The organism is Mesorhizobium sp. WSM4837, from assembly GCF_055811435.1.
Window position 1 is genome coordinate 1 of the sequence record NZ_JBVVQE010000101.1, and the last position, 19,178, is coordinate 19,178.

A 19,178-nucleotide genomic window follows, 5' to 3' on the forward strand; every position below is an offset into this window, starting at 1 on the left:
CCCCCCCGCCCCCGCAAAACCCAAACCCACATAAATTTGGGGGGTGTTTTGCAACACCGGGGGTTGGGGGTGGCCCTCGCCCCGCCCGGGGGGGGCGGGGGGCGTCGACGCCCAGCACGGCAGTGCTGCCGTCGGGATGGTTGCCAGCGACCTCTTCGGCCGAGACATCGACCGGCACGGTCGCGTTGCGCGTTCCGACGTCGACGCGGGCGACAGCAGCACCGGTGGCTGCGACCGCATCGGCCAGAAAGGCGAGTTCCTCACCCTTGGTGTCGGCGGTGCCCACCACATAGACGCGCTTCATTGCGTTTCCCCGGTTCAAGGCGCACTCGGCGTAGTTGCCGGCCGCTTTTTTGCCCCGGCCGTTCGGCAGCGCGAAAGGCCATTGCAATTTTTTGAGACGTCCGTATCATATTGACATGAATGTCTCACGTCAACCAGCGGCAGTGCCCGACGATGCCGGTTCTGGAGCGGCGCGCGGGCCGCGCGCCCGCACAAGGCGGTTGATGCTGGAGACGGCGACAAGGCTGATGCAGGCGGGCGCCACGCCCTCGGTCAGCGAGGTCGCCGAAGCGGCGGAAGTCTCCCGCGCCACCGCGTATCGGTACTTTCCAAGCCAGGCGGCGCTGGTGCAGGCGGTGGTCGACGAAGGGCTGGGGCCGATCCTCACCTGGAAATCGACCTCGGCCGATCCCGAGCGCCGCGTCGTCGAACTGTTCGACACGGCCATGCCACGCATCGAAGCCTTCGAGGCGACGTTCAAGGCGGCGCTGAAGCTGTCGCTCGACCAGTGGGCGCGGCGGCAGGCCGGCACACTCGACGGCGAGCCGGCCTTCACGCGCGGCCATCGCATCGATCTGCTCAAAGACGCGATCGCACCGCTCAAGCACCGGCTGCCGCCACGCGAATTCAAGCGCCTGGCACAGGCCCTGTCGCTGATCTTCGGCGTCGAAGTGCTGATCGTGCTGAAGGATATATGGGGACTGGACAGCCGCAAGATGATGTCGGTAGCGCAATGGGCAGCCGGCGCGCTGGTGCGGGCTGCAGTGATGGAATCGATGGCTGGAGGAAACAGACCTGCGCCGGCGACAGCTGCGGAATAGTATCGATCTGGTTCGACCAGATGGGGATGCCTACTACTGACAATAGTCGGCGTTTCGTAGCGCGAACAAGGGTCTCGCGTATCAACGAGTAGGAAAATTTAAGAAAAACAGACAGATGTTGCTGGAATCTGCTTGTCTGAGGCCCTGCCATCGTCCAAGAAAGAGCTTGACGCGCGTCCGAAATTGGTAATACCAGATCAGGACGATATAGCGGGTCAAAAGTGAGGCTGCGATCCATTTCCGGTTGGGCGAGGAGGCTCGAAAACCGGAACGGCGCCATCACGGAAGGAACTACCAGGGCCGGCCTCGCCGCCGGCTCGGATGATACGGTAGAATGCGCACAAGGGAGGAAATCATCATGCGCAAGACAATGACCAGCATGCTTGCTGGTATCGGCTTAGTGCTCGCCTGCGGAACGTCCGTCTACGCGCAGGATAAGGAACTCACCATATTCTGGGCTGAATGGGATCCGGCGAACTATTTGCAGGAACTGGTCAACCTTTACGAGGCCGAGAGCGGCGTGAAGGTCACGGTCGAGACGACGCCGTGGGGGGATTTCCAGACCAAGGCGTTCACCGAATTCAACGCCAAGGGCAGCGCCTACGACATGGTCGTCGGCGATTCCCAGTGGATCGGCGCCGCCTCCGAGGCCGGTCACTATGTCGACCTCACTGACTTCTTCAACAAGCACAATCTGAAGGAAGTGATGGCGCCGGCGACGGTGAAATACTACGCCGAATATCCATCCAACTCCGGCAAATACTGGTCGATTCCGGCCGAGGGCGACGCGGTCGGCTGGTCCTATCGCAAGGACTGGTTCGAAGATCCGAAGGAGATGGAGGCCTTCAAAGCCAAGTACGGCTACGATCTCGGCGTGCCGAAGGACTGGAAGCAGCTACGCGACATCGCCGAATTCTTCCACCGTCCCGACGAGAAGCGCTACGGCGTCGCCATCTATACCGATAACTCCTACGACGCTCTGGTGATGGGCGTCGAGAACGCCATCTTCTCCTTCGGCGGCGAGCTTGGCGACTATGCCACTTACAAGGTCGACGGGATCATCAACTCCGAGCAGAACGTCAAGGCGCTCGAGGCCTACAAGGAGCTCTATTCCTTCACCCCTCCTGGTTGGGCCAAGAGCTTCTTCATCGAGGACAACCAGGCGATCACCGAGAACCTGGCGGCGATGAGCATGAACTACTTCGCTTTCTTCCCGGCGCTCATCAACGAAGCCTCCAACCCGAATGCCAAGGCCACCGGCTTCTTCGCCAACCCTCCTGGACCGAACGGCGATCAGTTCGCCGCGCTCGGCGGCCAGGGCATCTCCGTCGTCTCCTATTCGCAGAATCAGGAAGAGGCGATGAAGTTCCTGGAATGGTTCATCAAGGACGAGACGCAGAAGAAATGGGCGGAACTCGGCGGTTACACGGCAAGTGCCAAAGTGCTCGAGTCGCCTGAATTCCAGAACGCCACGCCATACAACAAGGCCTTCTACGAAACCATGTTCAAGGTGAAGGACTTCTGGGCGACGCCGGAATATGCCGAGCTGCTCATCCAGATGAACCAACGCGTCTATCCCTACATCACCGGCAATCAGGGCACGGCCAAGGAAGTGCTCGATGCGCTCGCCGCGGATTGGAACGCGACGTTCAAGAAATACAACCGCGTGAAGTAAACGGCACTAACGCTCGGAGGGGGCGGGAGCCGCCCCTTCCGTTTTCTTTTCCGGACAAGGAAGGAACGGGCCTTGGCCACTGCAGTCATGACCACGCTGGATCCCAACTCGCGCTCCGCCGCCCGCGGCATGAGCGACCTTACGATCCGCAATCTCTTCATCATTCCGACGATCGTTTTCCTGATCGTCTTCAACATCTTTCCACTGCTCTATTCGCTTGGCTATTCGTTCACCGACTTTCGCGCGTCGAGCCCCGCGGCGGCCAATTTCGTCGGACTGCAGAATTACCGCGAGCTGCTCAACGACCCGTTCATTTGGTCGAATTTCGCCATCACCGCCAAATATGTCATCGTCTCCGTGGTCGGCCAAGTCATCGTCGGCTTCGGCGTGGCGTTGCTGCTCAATCGCGATATCCCGTTGAAGGGCCTGCTGACGACACTGCTGCTGTTGCCAATGATGCTGTCGATGGCTGTCGTCGGCCTGTTCTGGAAACTGCTCTACGATCCGTCCTTTGGCATCATCAACTATACGCTTGGCCTCGGCTCCTTCGAGTGGCTGTCCAACCCCGACATGGCGCTCTACGCGGTTGCCATCACCGACATCTGGATGTGGTCGCCCTTCGTCATGCTGCTGTCGCTTGCCGGCCTGTCTGCAGTGCCGAAGCACCTCTACGAGGCGGCCGCGATCGACCGCGCCGGGTCGTTCTATACCTTCTTTCGCATTACCCTGCCCCTGGTCGCGCCGATCCTGATGATCGCGATCATCTTTCGCACCATGGAGGCGTTCAAGACATTCGATCTCGCCTACATCCTGACCAGCCAGCCGACCACCGAGGTGATCTCGATCCGGCTCTACAAGATGGCGTTCCAGGAATGGCAGACCGGGCGCTCCTGCGCGCTCGCCTACATCGTGCTGATCATGATCCTGGCGATCACCAACATCTACGTCAAATACCTGAACAAGGTGAAGGAGCGCTAACATGGCCGCTGTCACCACCTCTGCCGAGCGTTCGCTCAACAAGCTCGCCATCGTCGGCGTGCTGATCGTCACGATCATCTTCCTGGCGCCGATCTACTGGATAGCCTCGACGGCGTTCAAGCCGCGCAACCTCGCCACCACCATCCCGCCGACGGTGGTCTTCCAGCCGGAGATATCGCCCTTCGTCAAGCTGTTCACCAAGCGCTCGCAACTGCGCACAGCGCCGACGCCGGAACAATATGCCGCCGCCCCGTGGTGGGAGCGGCTGGTGTTTGACGGCGGCGAGAAGGTGGTGCGCTCGGGCAGGGGCGAGGTGCAGTGGTCCGGCTATCCGAGCCGCTTCATGAATTCGCTGATCGTCGCCATCACCTCGACGATCCTCGCCGTCGGCATGGGCACCTTCACGGCTTACGGGTTCTCGCGCTTCAAGATAAAGGGGGAACAGGACCTGCTCTTCTTCATCCTGTCGACGCGCATGCTGCCGCCGGTGGTAGTGGCGATCCCGATGTTCCTGATGTACCGGGTCGTCGGCCTCAACGACACGCATTGGGGCCTGATCATCCTCTACACCGCCTTCAACCTCAGCTTCTCCGTATGGCTGATGAAGGGGTTCATGGACGAAATTCCGAAGGAGTATGAGGAGGCGGCGCTCGTCGACGGCTATACGCGCATGGAGGCCTTCTTCAAGATCGTGCTGCCGGAAGCGGCCACCGGCATCGCCGCCACCGCCGTGTTCTGCTTCATCACCGCGTGGAACGAATATGCCTTCGCGCTGATCATGACCAACCGCCGCGCCCAGACGGCGCCGCCGTTCATTCCAAGCCAGGTCGGTTCCGGCCTGCCCGACTGGACGGTCATCGCCGCCGGCACCTTCCTGTTCCTGCTGCCGGTCGCCATCTTCACCTTCCTGTTGCGCAACCACCTCCTGCGCGGCATGTCCTTCGGAGCGATCCGCAAATGATCCGCCATGCTACAATCCAGCGCACAGCCGAGATCGTGATGGTGCTCGGCATCATCGCGCTCTGCCAGCCGTGGAACCTCTTTCTGCACCGCTACGGGCTGACGATCATCATTGTCGGGCTGCTGACGTTCATGATCACGGGCTGGGTCGGTCCAAGGCAGGAGCCGAAGGCGACCGGCGCACCGGAAAAAGAAGGTCAGGCATGACCCAGATCGAGCTTCGTGGCGTCCAGAAATTCTTTGGCGCCGTCCAGGTCATCAAGGACCTCAATCTCAAGATCGACGACAACGAGTTCATCGTGCTGCTCGGCCAGTCGGGCTGCGGCAAGACGACGACGCTTCGCGCAATCGCCGGGCTGGAGACGATCGACGGCGGCGATGTCCTCATCGACGGCAAGCCGGTCCAGCATCTCAAGGCTGCCGACCGCGACATCGCCATGGTTTTCCAGTCGTTCTCGCTCTATCCGCATATGAGCGTCTACGAGAACATCGCTTTTCCGTTGCGGGCCATGCGCAAGAGCAAGGCGGAGATCGACGGCGAGGTGCGCTCGGTCGCCAAAGTGCTGCAGATCAACGATCTGCTCGGCAAGAAGCCGTCGGCGCTGTCGGGTGGCGACATGCAGCGCGTAGCAATCGGCCGGGCGCTGGTGCGGCGGCCGAAGGCGATGCTGATGGACGAGCCGATCGGCGCGCTCGACGCCAAGCTGCGTGAGGAGATGCGCGCGGAGATCAAGCGGCTGCACATCAAGCAGGGCTCGACCACCATCTACGTCACCCACGACCAGATCGAGGCGATGAGCCTTGCCGACCGCATCGTCATTATGCATGAGGGCGTTCTGCAGCAGGTGGGCAGCCCATCGGAAGTGTATAAGCACCCGGCCAATCTGTTCGTCGCGCAATTCGTTGGCTCGCCGGTGATGAACGTTGCCAATGCGGCGGTGACGATGAACGGCTCCGGCGCCAGGGTCACCGTCGATGGGGCCGCGGAAGGGTTCGTTTTCCCGGCCGAACTGGTCGGCCAGCTTGACGCCGCGAACGTCGGGCAGGACCGCCTTGCGCTCGGCATCCGCCCCGAAGGCGTGATGGTCTCGCGCGAGCCGGCGGACGGTTATCTGCCGGTCGAGGCGCACATCATCGAACCGCTTGGCTCCTACGACATCGTCGACCTCAAGGTCGGGGCACAGATGTTGCGCGCCCGGACCCGTTCCGGTTTCGTCGGCAAGCCGGGGGTCCAGGTTTTCGCAAAGCTCGACCCGGCGCAGGCGCATTTCTTCGACACGGCAAGCGGCAATTCGCTGGGGGTGAGACTCTGATGGCCCATATCCAGCTCAAGAACATCTCGAAGACATTCGGCAATCACACCGCATTGACCGGGCTCAATCTCGATATTGCCGACGGCGAGTTCTTCGTCCTGCTCGGCGAGACCGGCGCCGGCAAGACGACGACGCTGCGCATGATCGCCGGCCTGGAAAAGCCGGACGAGGGGCAGATACTCATCGACGGCGCCGATGTCGCTGACTGGGGTGCGGCCGAGCGCGACGTGGCGCTGGTGCTGCAGCAATACTCGCTCTATCCGCGCTACACGGTGCGCGAGAATCTCGAATTCCCGCTGAAGCCGAAAATCCGCCGCATCGAGCCTGACGAGATCAAGACGCGCGTCGACCGCGTTGCCAAGACGTTGCGTATCGAGCATCTGCTCGACCGCAAGACGGATCGCCTCTCTGGCGGCGAGATGCAGCGCGTCTCGATTGGTCGCGCCATCGTCAGGAAGCCGCGCGTATTCCTGATGGATGAGCCGTTGTCGGCACTCGATGCCAAGCTGCGCGAGGCGCTGCGCACCGAGCTGAAGAACATCCAGATGAACCTTGGCCAGACCTTCCTGTTCGTCACGCACGATCAGATCGAGGCGATGTCGATGGGCGACAAGGTTGGCGTGCTCAACCATGGCCGTATCGTCCAGACCGGCACGCCGTACGAGATCTACAACAATCCGCGCGACACATATGTGGCGAGTTTCGTCGGCTCGCCGCCGATGAACCTCATCGACGGCAAGCTCGTCGACGGCCGCGCGGTGATGGCGCCGCTGAATTTCGAACTGCCTTTTGCGGGGGGGGCCAGGACGAGCGCTTCGACCGACGGTCGCCCGCTCGTCTTCGGTATTCGTCCCGAGGATGTCTATCTCGAGAGCGGGGCAGCGGTGGAAGCGCGCGTCCACGATGTCGAGAACCATGGCGTCGAAAAGATCCTGACGCTGCGGGTCGGCGACGCCATGCTGCGGGCCACGGTGCCGGCCAGAACCGATGTCGAGATCGAGCAGCCGGTGCGCTTTGCCTGGGATCCAGACAAGGTGGTGCTGTTCGACAAGGGTACCGGGATAAGCCTTCGTCACGCAGGCTAAGGCGCGTCTACGGCTGGAGCTGTGGTCAGGCTTAGCCGGCTTGAGGGGTCTCAGCCTGTTCCTCGGCGCGAAAATGGCTGGGAGCCGATCCGATGACGCGCTTGAACGCCCGACTGAATGACGCGTCGGATTCATAGCCCAGGCGTGCGGCGACGACGGAAATCTTCAACCGGTCGCGGACCAGCCATTGCCGTGCCTGGTGCATTCTCACCTGGGTGACATATTTGGCCGGCGTTTCGCCGACGATCGTCGCGAAGCGCTCGGCGAAGCCCGACCGGGAGGCGCCCATCATCCTGGCCAGGGTCTCCACCGTCCAGTCGCGGTCCGGTTCAAGATGGATCGCGGCCAGCACGCGCCCGATCTCGCGATCCCTCACCGCGGCGATCCATCCGGACGAGTCGCCGCAGCCGCGCTCGACCCAGGAGCGGATGACGGTGGCGGCCAGCACATCGGCAAGCCGTGCCAGAATGCCGCCTGAGCCGACGCGCTCCATCGTCACTTCGCGGGCCATCGCCTCCAGCAGATGCGGAATGCCGGGCTCATAGGCCTCCAGTTCGTGCGCGCGCATCACGTCCGGCATCATGCCGAGCAATGGGTGCAAACCGTCGAGATTGAAATACATGCTGCCGAAAAACAGCAGCGTCCCCGGCCGGCGACCTTCATTGGACATGCAATAAACGTCCTTGCAGACCTCGGCGACCTTGTAGCCCTGGATCGGCGAAGCCTCAATGCCCGGGTCGCTCACCAGGACGTGTGCTGCACCGCGCGGCAGCAGCACCGCGTCGCCCGCCTTGAGCTCAACCCATTCGCCGGACGGCTGCAGCAACCAGCATCCCTTGCGGCCGATGAAATGAAACCGCGCCCCCGTCTGGGCCGGAAACTGGAGGCCCCAGGGCTCCTGCATTTCACAGCGGCCGTATTCGACGCCGTCGAGCCTTAACCCGCGCAATATGTCCGTCAGCGGATCGCCGGTGATCGGAACTTTGGACGAATAGTCAAACACGATGGTGTTTTTAGCATGGAAACTCCAGTCGGTCACTCCCTATGTTGCACTGCAGCCAGATGTTGCGCTGCAACCAGATCGGAGATTCCATCATGACCGAACCCGCGACAGGCGTCATGGACGCCGTTCTCGATCCCACGGAAACCGACGAACGAGCCGAGCCTGCGTGGGGGGCGGTCGTATCGCTCGCGCTCGGTGTGTTTGGGCTGGTGACCGCGGAATTCCTGCCCGCCAGCCTGCTGACGCCGCTGGCGCAGGATCTCGGCGTGACCGAAGGCACCGCCGGCCAAGCGGTGACGGCAACCGCCGTTGTCGGCGCGATAGCCGCTCCGACCATGGCCATCGTCACCAAACGGCTGGACCGCAGGCTCGTCATGTGGGGACTGACCGTGCTGCTGATCCTGTCGAACCTGTTGGCGGCGTTTGCGTCCTCGCTTCCCGTCCTTCTGATCGCCCGCATCATGCTCGGGATCAGCCTCGGCGGCTTCTGGTCGATGTCGGCGGCCATGGCGATGCGGCTTGTCCCGATGCGGCTGATGCCGCGCGCCATGTCGATCATCCTCACCGGCGTTTCGGTGGCGACCGTCTGTGCGGCCCCGGTCGGTGCCTATGTCGGCGACATCTGGGGATGGCGAACGGCCTTCATGATCGCAGCTGTTGTCGGCGCCCTGGCGCTGCTCGTGCAGATCGCCACCCTTCCGAAGCTGCCGCCGGCGGGCGTGGCAAGCTTTCGGACCTTGCTGGAGGTAATAAAGCGGCCGATGATCAGGGTTGCGCTTCTGGTGGTCCTGCTGGTCGCCTCGGGGCATTTTGCCGGCTTCACCTATGTCCGCCCGTTTCTCGAGAAGGTGCCTGCGCTGGACATCGAGACGATCTCGCTTGTGCTGCTCGCCTACGGCATCGGTGGCTTCTTCGGCAATTTTGCCGGCGGGTTCATGGCTGAACGCAGCCTCAAGACCGCGGTGGGCCTGGCGCCACTGCTGATTGCGGTCGCAGCCCTTCTGCTGCTGACCATCGGCGCCTCGCCAGTCGTTGCGGCGATAGCGATTGCCGCCTGGGGCTTTGCCTTCGGCGCGGTCCCGGTCGGGCTGCAGACGTGGCTGGTGCGAGCCGCTCCCGACCAGGCAGAAAGCGCCGGCGGGCTGATGGTCGCCACATTCCAGGTGGCGATTGCACTGGGCGCGGTTTTCGGCGGCCTGCTGGTCGATAATGCCGGCGTTGCCAGCGCTTTCGCCTATTGCGGGATCGCGACATTGCTGGCGGCCTTGGCGGCGTTCTTGCTCGGCCCGAGAAGCGCGACCTAAGCATCTGTAGGTGCGTCCCACGTAGGACGCCTCCAAGAAATGGCCCGAAAATCGGTTACGGTTTTCGGGCCGTGGCAATTGCGACGACGAAACGGCCCAGACTGTCTTCGACATAGGATGCAACTTCGACTTTCGGGTCGAAACTCCACCAAAGCAGCGAACCTTGCCAGTGCGATGCCATCAGCAGGCCGATGTCTGACGGCGTGTTGGCGACCGAAGCAAAGCAAGAGTCGAGGATGCTGCACAGAGAGGCCTTCCACGACGCCCCGCGCGCGCGAAGCACCGGATCGCGCAGATCTTCGCGCAGGACGAGCAGGCCCTCGGCATAGGATTCGATGCCGCCATAGTCCCGCGATAGCGCCACCAGCAATTCGATCGCGCCAAAAGGGGTCCTCGGCGTCGCGTCTGCGAGCTTTGTCGTCTTCGCGTCCAGCCGGTCCCATGCCTGCAGCAAGGTTCTTTGCCTGAGCGTGGCCTTGTTCTTGAAACGCTGCACCAGGGTCGAGCCGGAGAGCCCGCAAGTTTGGGACAGCCGTTCAAATGTGAGTGCCTCCGGGCCATGCCTGTGGATCAGCCGGTGCGCCGCTTCCAGCACGTCCTCGTCGGATTGCGTTTTTTGCCGAGGCATCTTGACATCCATTTATAACCGAATGATCATTTATATATCTTAACATTCAAGAAGGCCAGCATTGGTTGGTCAGAGCATTGGTTGGTCAGAGCATTGGTTGGTCAGAGTCTGGGGAGTTCAATGACGCTTGAGGGAAAGGTCGCTTTGGTCGCTGGCGCCACGCGCGGTGCGGGGAGAGGTATTGCTGTCGAACTGGGTGCCGCGGGCGCGACGGTCTACGTCACCGGGCGGACGACACGCGCGCATCAGTCCGAATACGCCCGCCCGGAAACCATCGAGGAAACGGCAGAGCTTGTTTCAGCGCAAGGCGGCCATGGCATCGCTGTGCAAGTCGACCATCTGGTTGCCGAAGACGTGCGCAAGCTGGTCGACCGGATACGTGCCGAGCAGGGCCGCCTCGATGTGCTGGTCAACGACATTTGGGGCGGCGAGAAACTGTTCGAATGGAACAAGCCGGTCTGGGAGCATGAACTCACGAATGGTTTGCGCATGTTGCGGCTGGGCATCGACACGCATCTGATCACCGCGCATTACGCGCTGCCGCTTCTGATCGAGCGCCCGGGCGGCCTGCTGGTCGAAGTCACCGACGGCACCGCGGAGTATAATGCCGAGCATTATCGGCTCTCACCGTTCTATGACCTCGCCAAAGTGTCGGTGACCCGTATGGCCTGGGCCCATGCCAAGGACCTCGCCCCGCACGGCGCCACCTCGATTTCGCTGACACCCGGCTGGCTGCGTTCGGAAATGATGTTGGAAGCTTTCGGGGTGACCGAGGACAACTGGCGTGATGCGACAGCAAAAGTGCCGCATTTCGTCATTTCCGAGACCCCGCGCTTTATCGGGCGCGCAGTGGCGGCGCTTGCGGCGGACCCGGATCGTTCGCGCTGGAACGGACAGTCGCTGTCGAGTGGCGGGCTGGCGCAGGTCTACGGCTTTACCGATCTCGACGGCTCGCGGCCTGACGCGTGGCGCTACGTTCCCGAGGTTCAGGACGCCGGCAAACCAGCCGATGTGACTGGCTATCGCTAGAGCCATTGACGTCAGTGTGCTGGGCTGTTCGGGCGACAATAAAAAAGTAGACTGTGCCATGCAATCAGCCCGCGACCGCCTCGAAGCCGTCCTTTCGCGTCTCGCCGTCCGCGCCGACAATGAAAGCGTATTCGTAAAACTCTATCCGGAAGCCGCACGAGCAGCAGCCGACGCCGCCGATGCCAGGCGCAGAGCCGGCGTGACGATCGGGCCGCTCGACGGAACAATTCTGTCGATCAAGGACCTGTTCGATGTCGCCGGCGAGCCGACCACGGCCGGTTCGTTGTTGCTCAGCACCGCAGCGCCGGCGCTGCGGGATGCCGTCATCGTGCGGCGGCTGCGGCAAGCGGGCGCGGTGATCTTCGGCAAGACCAACATGACCGAATTCGCCTTCACCGCGATCGGCGTAAACCCGCATTACGGCACGCCCGGCAATGCGACCGACACCGGCCGGATCGCGGGGGGCTCTTCCTCCGGCGCCGGTGTTTCCGTTGCCGAAGGCACAAGCGAGATATCGATCGGCTCCGACACCGGCGGCTCGGTGCGTATTCCGGCGGCGCTGAACGGTGTCGTCGGCTTCAAACCGACGGCGCGGCGCGTGTCTCGCGTTGGCGTCTTCCCGCTGTCCGACACGCTCGACTCCGTCGGCCCGCTTGCGCGCACCGTCGCCGAATGTGCGGCAGCCGACGCGGTGATGGCGGGCGAAGAGTTCGCGGCACTTGTTCCGCTTCCGCTTGCCGGGCTGCGCATCGGCTTTCCCTACGGCGTGCTCTTCGAAGATACCGAAGAAGATATCGCGGCGGCGTTCGAGCGATGTGCTCGCAAGGAACGCGCCGGTGCACGCCTCGCCGATCTGCCGATCGACGACCTCCTTGCCGATTTGCGCGCGGTAACCAGGCGGGCCTCGATCGCGGCAATGGAGGGCGCCGAGGTCCATGCAGATTGGCTGGCAACAGGCGCGGCGACGCCGGTCGATCCGCGGGTGAGCGAGCCGTTGTCGCGCGCTGCCGCGGTTCCGGCCACGGCCTATATAAGGGCAATCCGCCGCCGCACGGCGCTTGTCGCCGCCATGGACGAGCGGCTGGCGTCTGTCGATGTGCTGGCGCTGCCGACCACGCCGGTCACCGCGCCGACCATCGTGTCGATGACCAGCGACGAAGCGCTGTGTGAGCGTACGGAAGGGCTTCTGCTGCGCAACACGCAGATCGCCAACCAGTTCGACCTCTGCGCGATCTCGCTGCCGATGCCGGGAATGGCGCGCCCGGCCGGGCTGATGCTGGTGGCGCGCCACGGCGACGACCACCGTCTCCTGCGCATCGCGGCGGAAGTCGAGGCACTGCTTGGCCGTTGAGGCGCATCAGGCGTCGGCCGGGAACCGCCGCCGGTAATGCTCGAGCACTTCGGGATTGCGCAGATTGACCGGCAATTTGTTGGCCAGCACCAGCAAGGTTTCATCAGCCGAACCGACGCCCATGCGCATCATCGACTGCTCGGTGATGCCGGCCATGTGCGGCGTGACGATGACATTGTCGAAGCCGAAATAGGGGTGATTGGGCGGCAGCGGCTGCGTCGCAAAGACATCGAGCGCGGCACCGCCGATGCGATCCCTTTGCAGCGCTTCGATCAGCGCCTCGTCGTCGATCACCGGCCCGCGCGAAATGTTGATCAGCAGCGCATGCGGCTTCATTCGACCGATGCGCTCGCGGTTGATCAGGCCGCGCGTCTCCGGCGTCAGCGGGCAGCACAGAACGATGATGTCGCTCTGCTCGACCAGCGCATCGATCGACAGCAACCTGACCCTGTCCGGCGCCGGCCTCCTGCTGCGCGTCGTCGCCACCACCTTCAGGTCGAAACCATGCGCCGCGATGTGGCCGACTGCCTGCCCGATCGCGCCGAAGCCGACAATGCCGATCGTCTTGCCGGCGAGCTCGCTGGCGAGAATGGTGTGATCGCGACCGGCCAGCCAGCCCTTCGCCCGCAAGTCGCGGTCGACCATGCGGAAACGCCGCAGCAGCGCCAGCGCCGCGAACATCACGTATTCGGCGACCGAGCGCGCATTGACCGCCGGCACGTTTGCCACCAGCACGCCGGCTGCCGTGGCGGCTTCCATGGGAACCATGTCGAGCCCGGCGCCGTGGCGGATTGCCGCCCGGAGCTTCGTCGCCCTTTCGAAAAGCGCTGCTGGCAGCGGCGCGCGTACGATGATGATATCGGCGTCCCTCGCCTCAGTCGCCAGCGTATCCGCATCGAGGGCGGAGGCGACGACGAGTTCGCCGGCGCCGGTCAGCATGGCGGAGGCGCGCGGATGCAGCGTGTGTGTCGTCAGGATCTTGTGCATGTCAGACCGGTTCGAGCGCTGGGCTGTTAGGTTCTGCCCCGCCGCCCTCGATCAGGCCTTTCCAGTAGCTTTCCGCGCCTTGCAGATGGGCGCTCATCAGCGCCTGGGCGAGATTGCCGTCGCGGCGCAGCAGCGCCTCGTAGATCTGGATGTGCTCGGCATGCGAGCGCATGCTGCGTTCGGGATCGTTGAAGTAGATCGGCAGGCGTTGCTCGCCCATCAGGTAATAGAGGCTGCATATGTTGTGAAAAACGCTGTTCTTGGTTGCCCGCACGATCTCAAGGTGAAATTCGCGGTCCTCCTTGGCGAGGCCCTCGCCCGCCGCAATGCGGTCCTCCGAAGCCTTCAGGATTTCGCGTAGCCGCTCGAAATTTTCCTCGGTGGCGCGCGAGCAGGCAAGCTCGGCCGCCTTGATCTCATGGATCTTGCGCAACTCGACCGTCTCGTAGATCTGGATCGGATCGAGCGGCAGGCCGGCCCTGGCAAAAAGCGCCATCGCTTCGACGCTGGCCTGCTTGGTGTCGATGTAGATGCCGGATTTGGCCCGGCGCTCGACGATGCGCATGGCTTCGAGGATGGCCAGCGCCTCGCGGATCTGGCCGCGGCTGACGGCGAAATGCTCCGCCAGTTCTCGCTCCGACGGCGTCCGGCCGGTCGCCTTGTCGGAGTGCGAGAACAGATAGGCGGCGAGTTCCGCGAGAAGGTTCTTTTCTTTCATGATCAGCCGCGTAGCGCGTGCGCCTCCAGGAACCGTTCCGAAAGGGTGAAACCCAGTCCAGGCTTCTCGGGAATCGCTATCATGCCGTCCTTTGCTTCGACAGTCTCCTCGATCAGATCGTGGATCATCGGATTGGCGCCAAGCGAATATTCGACGGTAAAGCTGGCCGGCGAAGCAGCGCAGACATGCAGCCCGGCAAAGAAGCAAGGCGCGCCGGCCCACAGATGCGGCGCGAAGCGCAGATTGAAGGCGCTGGCGATGGTGCCGATCTTCATCGCCTCGCTGATGCCGCCGCAGAAGGCGGGGTCAGGCTGGAAGATGTCGGCGGCCTTGAGTGTGGCGAGGTCGCGGAAGGCATAGCGCGTCGCTTCGCTCTCGCCGGTGGCGATCGGGATGGAGCCGGACGCCCGCACTTCGGCCATGCCGGATTTGTCGTCGGCGATGACCGGCTCCTCGAACCAGGCCAGGTCGAGATCGCCGGCAAGCTGGATGAAGCGTTTGGCTTCCGCCACCGTATAGGTGCCGTGCGCATCGACCATCAGGTCGACTTCGGCGCCGATCGCCTGTCTTGCGGCGCGGACGCGGGCGGCGGAATTGTGCGGAGCGCCGTCCATCGCGCCGATCCGCATCTTCAGCGCCTTGAAGCCGCCCTTGGCGATATAGGATTTCAACTGCTCGCCGATCGCCTCGGCGGAGGCCCAGCCGCCGGACGCATAGGCCGGCATGCGGTCAAGCTTGCGGCCGCCGAGCAGCCGCCAGACAGGAACCCCCAACGACTTGCCCAGAATATCCCACAAGGCGATATCGACGGCGCTGATCGCGGCGACGCTGATGCCGCGCCGCGCCAATTGCGGCATGGCGTGGCCGTTTTGCGCGGCGCTGTCGTGGCGCACGCCATTGTAGAGCATCTCCCAGATCACCCCGATGTCGGCCGGATCGCAGCCGATCAGCTGCGGCCCGACCTCGTGGTTCAGCATGTGGACGAGGGCGCCATAGCTGCCGGTGCTGCCGGCGGCATTCTTGCCTTCGCCCCAGCCGACCAGCCCGTCGTTGGTCTCGATGCGCAGGATTGCGGCGTCGAACGTCGTCACCTGACCGAAGTCGCTGCGGTGCTGCCGCGCGGCTTCGATCGGTATGCGGACCCACCAGGCTTGGACCGTCTTGATGCGCATGTTCATCCTCTGCCTTGCCGCCGGTAGGGTCGCCGCCGGGCGGAAAGGCTCGTTTCCAGAGATCGACTACTTGATCAGCGGCAGCAGCGTTTCGGCGGTGATGCGCATCTGGTCGGTGTAGAATTTTTCCGTGAGCACGCTGGAACCGTGGTCCTGGATGAATTTGAGCTGCTCCGGCGAGATGTCGACCGGGTTGCGTTCGACCATGTCGGGATAGGGAGCAGCCGGCGTGCGGTCGACAGGGGCGACGAACTCGTTAGTCAACGCGCCGTCGTAGCCGACTTCCTTCAGGGTGCCGACGATTTTCGGCCAGTCGATCTGTCCGAGACCGGCGGCGAAGCGGTTGTTGTCAGCGACGTGGAAATCGAACAGGCGGTTTCCGACCTGCCGGATGGCATCGTAGACGTTAAACTCCTCCATGTGGAGGTGATAGGCGTCAAGGCATACACCGCATTCGGGGCTGACCGCATCGGCCAGCGCCAGCGCCTGGGCGCCGCGGTTGAACAGATAGGTCTCGAAGCGGTTGAGAGGCTCGATCGCGACCTTGACGCCCACTTTCTTGGCATGGGTAAAGCATTCCCTGGTGGCGTCGACCACCCATTCCCATTCTTCTTCCTCGGTGCCGTCCGGCACCACCTTGCCGACCGTGGCGGGAACCAGCGTGATGATCTCGCCGTCGAGTTCGCTTACCATCGTCAGCACGTCCTTGACATACTGCACCGAGCGCTCGCGCTGGCCCTGGTCCCTGGCGGCGAGATTGCGCTCGCCCAGCATCAGCGTCACCGCCCCCCAGCAGCGAATGCCGTGCTCCTTCAGGAGCGCACGTGTCTCATTGATCTTGTATTGGGCGGGCTCGCCGGAAATCTCGATCGACTCATAGCCGAATTTCTTGATGCGCTTGAGCGTCGTTTCCAGCGGTTCCGCCCGCATCCAGTTGTGCGTCGAAAGATGCATGGTCTGTCCTTCCCAGAATTCGCCTGTAACAATTCGCCTGCGACGCACCCCAGATTGCGTTGCATGGTTCCTCCCCAAGGCGCTCCAGCATTTCTCGTAACTGGTTCGACCAATTGGGCGTGAAAAGAGGTCTACAGCAATTTCATCTGGACGGCAAGAAATCCTGCAAGGCAGCCCCGGCCCATGATTATTTCTTTGATTAAACTGGCATATTTGCCCGCTTCCCGGCAATTTGCGCAGCGCTGGTTGTGCGCGGCAGCGCTTGACCAAATGAGCATATTTGGTAATACCAGAATAGCGGTGCGCACTAGCGCCTGTCGAGAAAAGACCAAAGAGGCTGGCCCTGCTTTCAATCGGCGCTATGCTTGGTCGTGGATAATGAGGGAGGATGCCGATGCCGTCGACAATGAAAGGTCCTGGGCTGTTTCTAGCGCAGTTCGCGGGCGATGCCGCACCGTTCAATTCGCTGCCGTCGATCACCAGATGGGCGGCCGGGCTGGGCTACAAGGGCGTGCAGATCCCGACCTGGGACAGCCGGCTGTTCGACCTCGAGAAAGCGGCGTCTTCCCAGGCCTACTGCGACGAGGTGAAGGGCATCTGCAGCGATGCCGGCGTCGAGATCACTGAGCTGTCGACGCATTTGCAGGGGCAGTTGGTGGCGGTGCATCCGGCCTATGACGCGCAGTTCGACGGCTTCGCACCGCCTGCGGTGCACAACAATCCGAAGGCCAGGCAGCAATGGGCGGTCGAACAGATGAAGTTCGGCGCCAAGGCTTCCAAGAACCTCGGGCTCAAGGCGTCGGTGTCGTTTTGTGGAGCGTTGGCTTTTCCCTACCTTTATCCGTGGCCGCAACGGCCGGCGGGATTGATCGAGGAAGCGTTTTCCGAACTGGGAAAGCGCTGGAAACCGATCCTCGACGTCTATGAGGACAATGGCGTCGATGTTGGCTACGAGATCCATCCGGGCGAGGACGTCTTCGACGGTGCGACATTCGAGATGTTCCTTGACGCGGTCGGCGGCCACAAGCGCTGCAACATCAATTACGACCCGTCGCATTTCCTGCTGCAGCAACTCGACTATCTCCAATTCATCGACATCTATCACGAGCGGATCAAGGCCTTCCACGCCAAGGATGCCGAGTTCAATCCGACCGGCCGGCAAGGCGTCTATTCCGGTTATCAGAGCTGGACGAACCGGGCCGGGCGTTTCCGCTCGCTGGGCGATGGCCAGGTGGACTTTGGCGGCATCTTCTCCAAGCTCGCCCAGTATGACTACGATTCATGGGCGGTTCTGGAATGGGAGTGCTGCCTGAAGCACCCCGAGGATGGCGCGGCCGAAGGCGCGCCCTTCATCCAGCATCACATCATCAGGGTGACGGAAAAGGCATTCGACGACTTCGCCGGCGGCGCGACCGATAAAAAGGTGCTGCGCGCCATGATGGGAATCTAGCACCGCTTTCCCTCCCCCTCGAGGGGAGAGTCGATCCGCGCAGCGGATCGGGGTGGGGTCGCTGAGCGTGGAGCTCGGCATGAACCGACCCCTCCCGGCCCTTCGGGCCACCCTCCCCTCAAGGGGGAAGGATATTTCAGACGAGGGAGAAAAATCATGGTCGGCGCATCGAAGTCGGAAACGGGAGGCGGCCCGATCCGCTACGGCATGGTCGGCGGCGGGCAAGGCGCCTTCATCGGCGCGGTGCACCGGATTGCAGCGCGCATGGACAATGAGTTCGCGCTGGTCGCCGGTGCCCTGTCATCCGACCCGGCGCGTGCCAAGGCGTCGGCCGAGGAGCTTGGGCTCGATCCGGCGCGCAGCTACGGCTCGTTCGCCGAGATGGCCAAGGCCGAGGCCAAGCGGCCGGACGGCATCGAGGCGGTGGCCATCGTCACGCCCAACAATGTGCATGTGCCGGCGGCCAAGGCGTTTCTCGAAGCCGGCATCCACGTCATTTGCGACAAGCCGCTGGCGACGACGTTGGCGGAAGCGAAGAAGCTGGCGGCACTGGTTGAAAAGACCGGCAAGGTCTTTGTCCTCACCCACAACTACACCGCCTATCCGATGGTGCGGCAGGCGCGCGAGATGGTGGCCAAGGGGCAACTCGGCGACATTCGCATCGTGCAGTCGGAATACCCGCAGGACTGGCTGACCGAGGACCTTGCCGCCACCGGCCAGAAGCAGGCAGCGTGGCGCTCGGATCCCAAACAGGCCGGCGCCGGCGGTGCGCTGGGCGACATCGGCACGCATGCCTATAATCTCGCACGCTTCGTCTGCGGGCTCGAACTCGATACGCTTTCCGCCGATCTCGACGCCTTCGTGCTAGGGCGGCAGCTCGACGACAATGTCAACGTCATGCTGCGCTTCAAGCCTGTCGGCAAGTCGCACCCTGCCAAGGGCATGTTGTGGGCAAGCCAGGTGGCGCCCGGCCACGAGAACGGGCTGAAGCTGCGGATATACGGCTCGAAGGGCGGGCTTGAATGGGTGCAGGCCGACCCGAACTATCTCTGGTACACGCCGTTCGGCCAGCCGAAGCAGTTGATCACCCGAAATGGTGCCGGCGCGCTGCCCGTCGCCGGGCGCGTCAGCCGCGTTCCGTCAGGCCATCCGGAAGGCTATCTCGAAGGCTTCGCCAACATCTACCAGGAGGCCGCCCGCGCCATCCGCGCGGCGCGCCGCAAAGGCGGCAAGCCGGCTAAGGACGTTATTTTCCCGACCATCCACGACGGTGTCGAAGGCATGGCCTTCATTGAAGCCTGCGTGAAGTCGTCGAAGAAGAACGGGGCCTGGACGAAGCTTTGATCGCTGCGCCCCCCCCCCCCCCGTTGCCAAACCAATTGCAAGGGGAATTTGGGGGCAACCACCCAACACCCCCCGGGGGGGGGGCCCCCCCCCCGGCCGGCGGCCCATCAACCCCCCCGCGCGA

General features: G+C 63.1%; 19 protein-coding genes. 12 read left to right on the top strand and 7 right to left on the bottom strand.

All coding sequences use genetic code 11. The features are described from left to right. On the bottom strand, positions 1–304 hold a 304-nt coding region (locus tag AC0L3D_RS33635), incomplete at its 3' end, for a Tm-1-like ATP-binding domain-containing protein (protein ID WP_473647247.1). 115 nt (positions 305–419) lie between these two features. Here AC0L3D_RS33635 and AC0L3D_RS33640 point away from each other — a divergent pair. The 7 genes from AC0L3D_RS33640 to AC0L3D_RS33670 all read left to right on the top strand — a co-directional run bounded on the left by AC0L3D_RS33640 (position 420) and on the right by AC0L3D_RS33670 (position 7,114). Then, a complete protein-coding gene (locus tag AC0L3D_RS33640; protein ID WP_473647248.1) occupies positions 420–1,103 on the top strand; it encodes a TetR/AcrR family transcriptional regulator in 684 nt (227 codons plus the stop codon). Between the two features lie 358 nt (positions 1,104–1,461). Then, positions 1,462–2,778, top strand: a complete 1,317-nt coding sequence (locus AC0L3D_RS33645; RefSeq protein ID WP_091595650.1) for an extracellular solute-binding protein — start codon at positions 1,462–1,464, stop codon at positions 2,776–2,778. Positions 2,779–2,850: 72 nt separating this feature from the next. Beyond that, positions 2,851–3,756, top strand: a complete 906-nt coding sequence (locus AC0L3D_RS33650; protein ID WP_027153143.1) for a carbohydrate ABC transporter permease — start codon at positions 2,851–2,853, stop codon at positions 3,754–3,756. Between the two features lies 1 nt (position 3,757). After that, a complete protein-coding gene (locus AC0L3D_RS33655; protein WP_027153142.1) occupies positions 3,758–4,717 on the top strand; it encodes a carbohydrate ABC transporter permease in 960 nt (319 codons plus the stop codon). Beyond that, positions 4,714–4,923, top strand: a complete 210-nt coding sequence (locus AC0L3D_RS33660; protein ID WP_287230204.1) for a hypothetical protein — start codon at positions 4,714–4,716, stop codon at positions 4,921–4,923. The genes AC0L3D_RS33655 and AC0L3D_RS33660 overlap by 4 nt, the downstream gene beginning before the upstream one ends. Then, a complete protein-coding gene (locus AC0L3D_RS33665; RefSeq protein ID WP_287230203.1) occupies positions 4,920–6,029 on the top strand; it encodes an ABC transporter ATP-binding protein in 1,110 nt (369 codons plus the stop codon). Before AC0L3D_RS33660 ends, AC0L3D_RS33665 begins: the two co-directional genes overlap by 4 nt. After that, positions 6,029–7,114 (top strand): ABC transporter ATP-binding protein, encoded by a 1,086-nt coding sequence (locus tag AC0L3D_RS33670; RefSeq protein WP_473647249.1) that lies wholly within the window; start codon positions 6,029–6,031, stop codon positions 7,112–7,114. The genes AC0L3D_RS33665 and AC0L3D_RS33670 overlap by 1 nt, the downstream gene beginning before the upstream one ends. A 31-nt stretch (positions 7,115–7,145) precedes the next feature. Here AC0L3D_RS33670 and AC0L3D_RS33675 read toward each other — a convergent pair whose 3' ends face one another. Then, positions 7,146–8,117 (bottom strand): AraC family transcriptional regulator, encoded by a 972-nt coding sequence (locus AC0L3D_RS33675; protein ID WP_473647250.1) that lies wholly within the window; start codon positions 8,115–8,117, stop codon positions 7,146–7,148. Between the two features lie 92 nt (positions 8,118–8,209). On the opposite strand from AC0L3D_RS33675, the gene AC0L3D_RS33680 reads away from it, so the two are divergent. Then, positions 8,210–9,421 (top strand): MFS transporter, encoded by a 1,212-nt coding sequence (locus AC0L3D_RS33680; RefSeq protein WP_473647251.1) that lies wholly within the window; start codon positions 8,210–8,212, stop codon positions 9,419–9,421. A 55-nt stretch (positions 9,422–9,476) separates the two neighbouring features. On the opposite strand, the gene AC0L3D_RS33685 is transcribed toward AC0L3D_RS33680, so the two are convergent. After that, a complete protein-coding gene (locus AC0L3D_RS33685; RefSeq protein WP_473647252.1) occupies positions 9,477–10,049 on the bottom strand; it encodes a TetR/AcrR family transcriptional regulator in 573 nt (190 codons plus the stop codon). 120 nt (positions 10,050–10,169) lie between these two features. On the opposite strand from AC0L3D_RS33685, the gene AC0L3D_RS33690 reads away from it, so the two are divergent. Together AC0L3D_RS33690 and AC0L3D_RS33695 are read left to right on the top strand one after the other, a co-directional pair. Beyond that, positions 10,170–11,078 (top strand): SDR family oxidoreductase, encoded by a 909-nt coding sequence (locus AC0L3D_RS33690; protein ID WP_473535459.1) that lies wholly within the window; start codon positions 10,170–10,172, stop codon positions 11,076–11,078. A 58-nt stretch (positions 11,079–11,136) separates the two neighbouring features. Beyond that, positions 11,137–12,429: an amidase gene (locus tag AC0L3D_RS33695; RefSeq protein WP_473647253.1), complete on the top strand. Its 1,293-nt coding sequence runs from the start codon at positions 11,137–11,139 to the stop codon at positions 12,427–12,429. A gap of 6 nt (positions 12,430–12,435) precedes the next feature. Here the strand turns inward: AC0L3D_RS33695 and AC0L3D_RS33700 are convergent, their stop codons facing one another. The 4 genes from AC0L3D_RS33700 to AC0L3D_RS33715 form a co-directional block, all read right to left on the bottom strand. Continuing rightward, a complete protein-coding gene (locus AC0L3D_RS33700) occupies positions 12,436–13,416 on the bottom strand; it encodes a hydroxyacid dehydrogenase (RefSeq protein ID WP_128248224.1) in 981 nt (326 codons plus the stop codon). Between the two features lies 1 nt (position 13,417). Then, the gene (locus AC0L3D_RS33705) at positions 13,418–14,134 is read right to left on the bottom strand and encodes a FadR/GntR family transcriptional regulator (RefSeq protein ID WP_023797345.1); all 717 of its coding nucleotides are present in this window, start codon (positions 14,132–14,134) and stop codon (positions 13,418–13,420) included. A gap of 2 nt (positions 14,135–14,136) precedes the next feature. Further along, on the bottom strand, positions 14,137–15,306 hold the full coding sequence (locus AC0L3D_RS33710) for a mandelate racemase/muconate lactonizing enzyme family protein (protein WP_023797346.1): 1,170 nt from the start codon (positions 15,304–15,306) through the stop codon (positions 14,137–14,139). Between the two features lie 66 nt (positions 15,307–15,372). After that, on the bottom strand, positions 15,373–16,260 hold the full coding sequence (locus AC0L3D_RS33715) for a sugar phosphate isomerase/epimerase family protein (protein ID WP_023797347.1): 888 nt from the start codon (positions 16,258–16,260) through the stop codon (positions 15,373–15,375). Positions 16,261–16,654: 394 nt separating this feature from the next. Between AC0L3D_RS33715 and AC0L3D_RS33720 the strand changes: the two genes are divergently transcribed. Together AC0L3D_RS33720 and AC0L3D_RS33725 are read left to right on the top strand one after the other, a co-directional pair. Continuing rightward, positions 16,655–17,710: a sugar phosphate isomerase/epimerase family protein gene (locus AC0L3D_RS33720; RefSeq protein WP_023797348.1), complete on the top strand. Its 1,056-nt coding sequence runs from the start codon at positions 16,655–16,657 to the stop codon at positions 17,708–17,710. A 156-nt stretch (positions 17,711–17,866) separates the two neighbouring features. Further along, complete coding sequence (locus AC0L3D_RS33725; RefSeq protein WP_036269291.1) at positions 17,867–19,054, top strand: Gfo/Idh/MocA family protein; 1,188 nt, start codon at positions 17,867–17,869, stop codon at positions 19,052–19,054. Positions 19,055–19,178 lie beyond the last annotated feature (124 nt).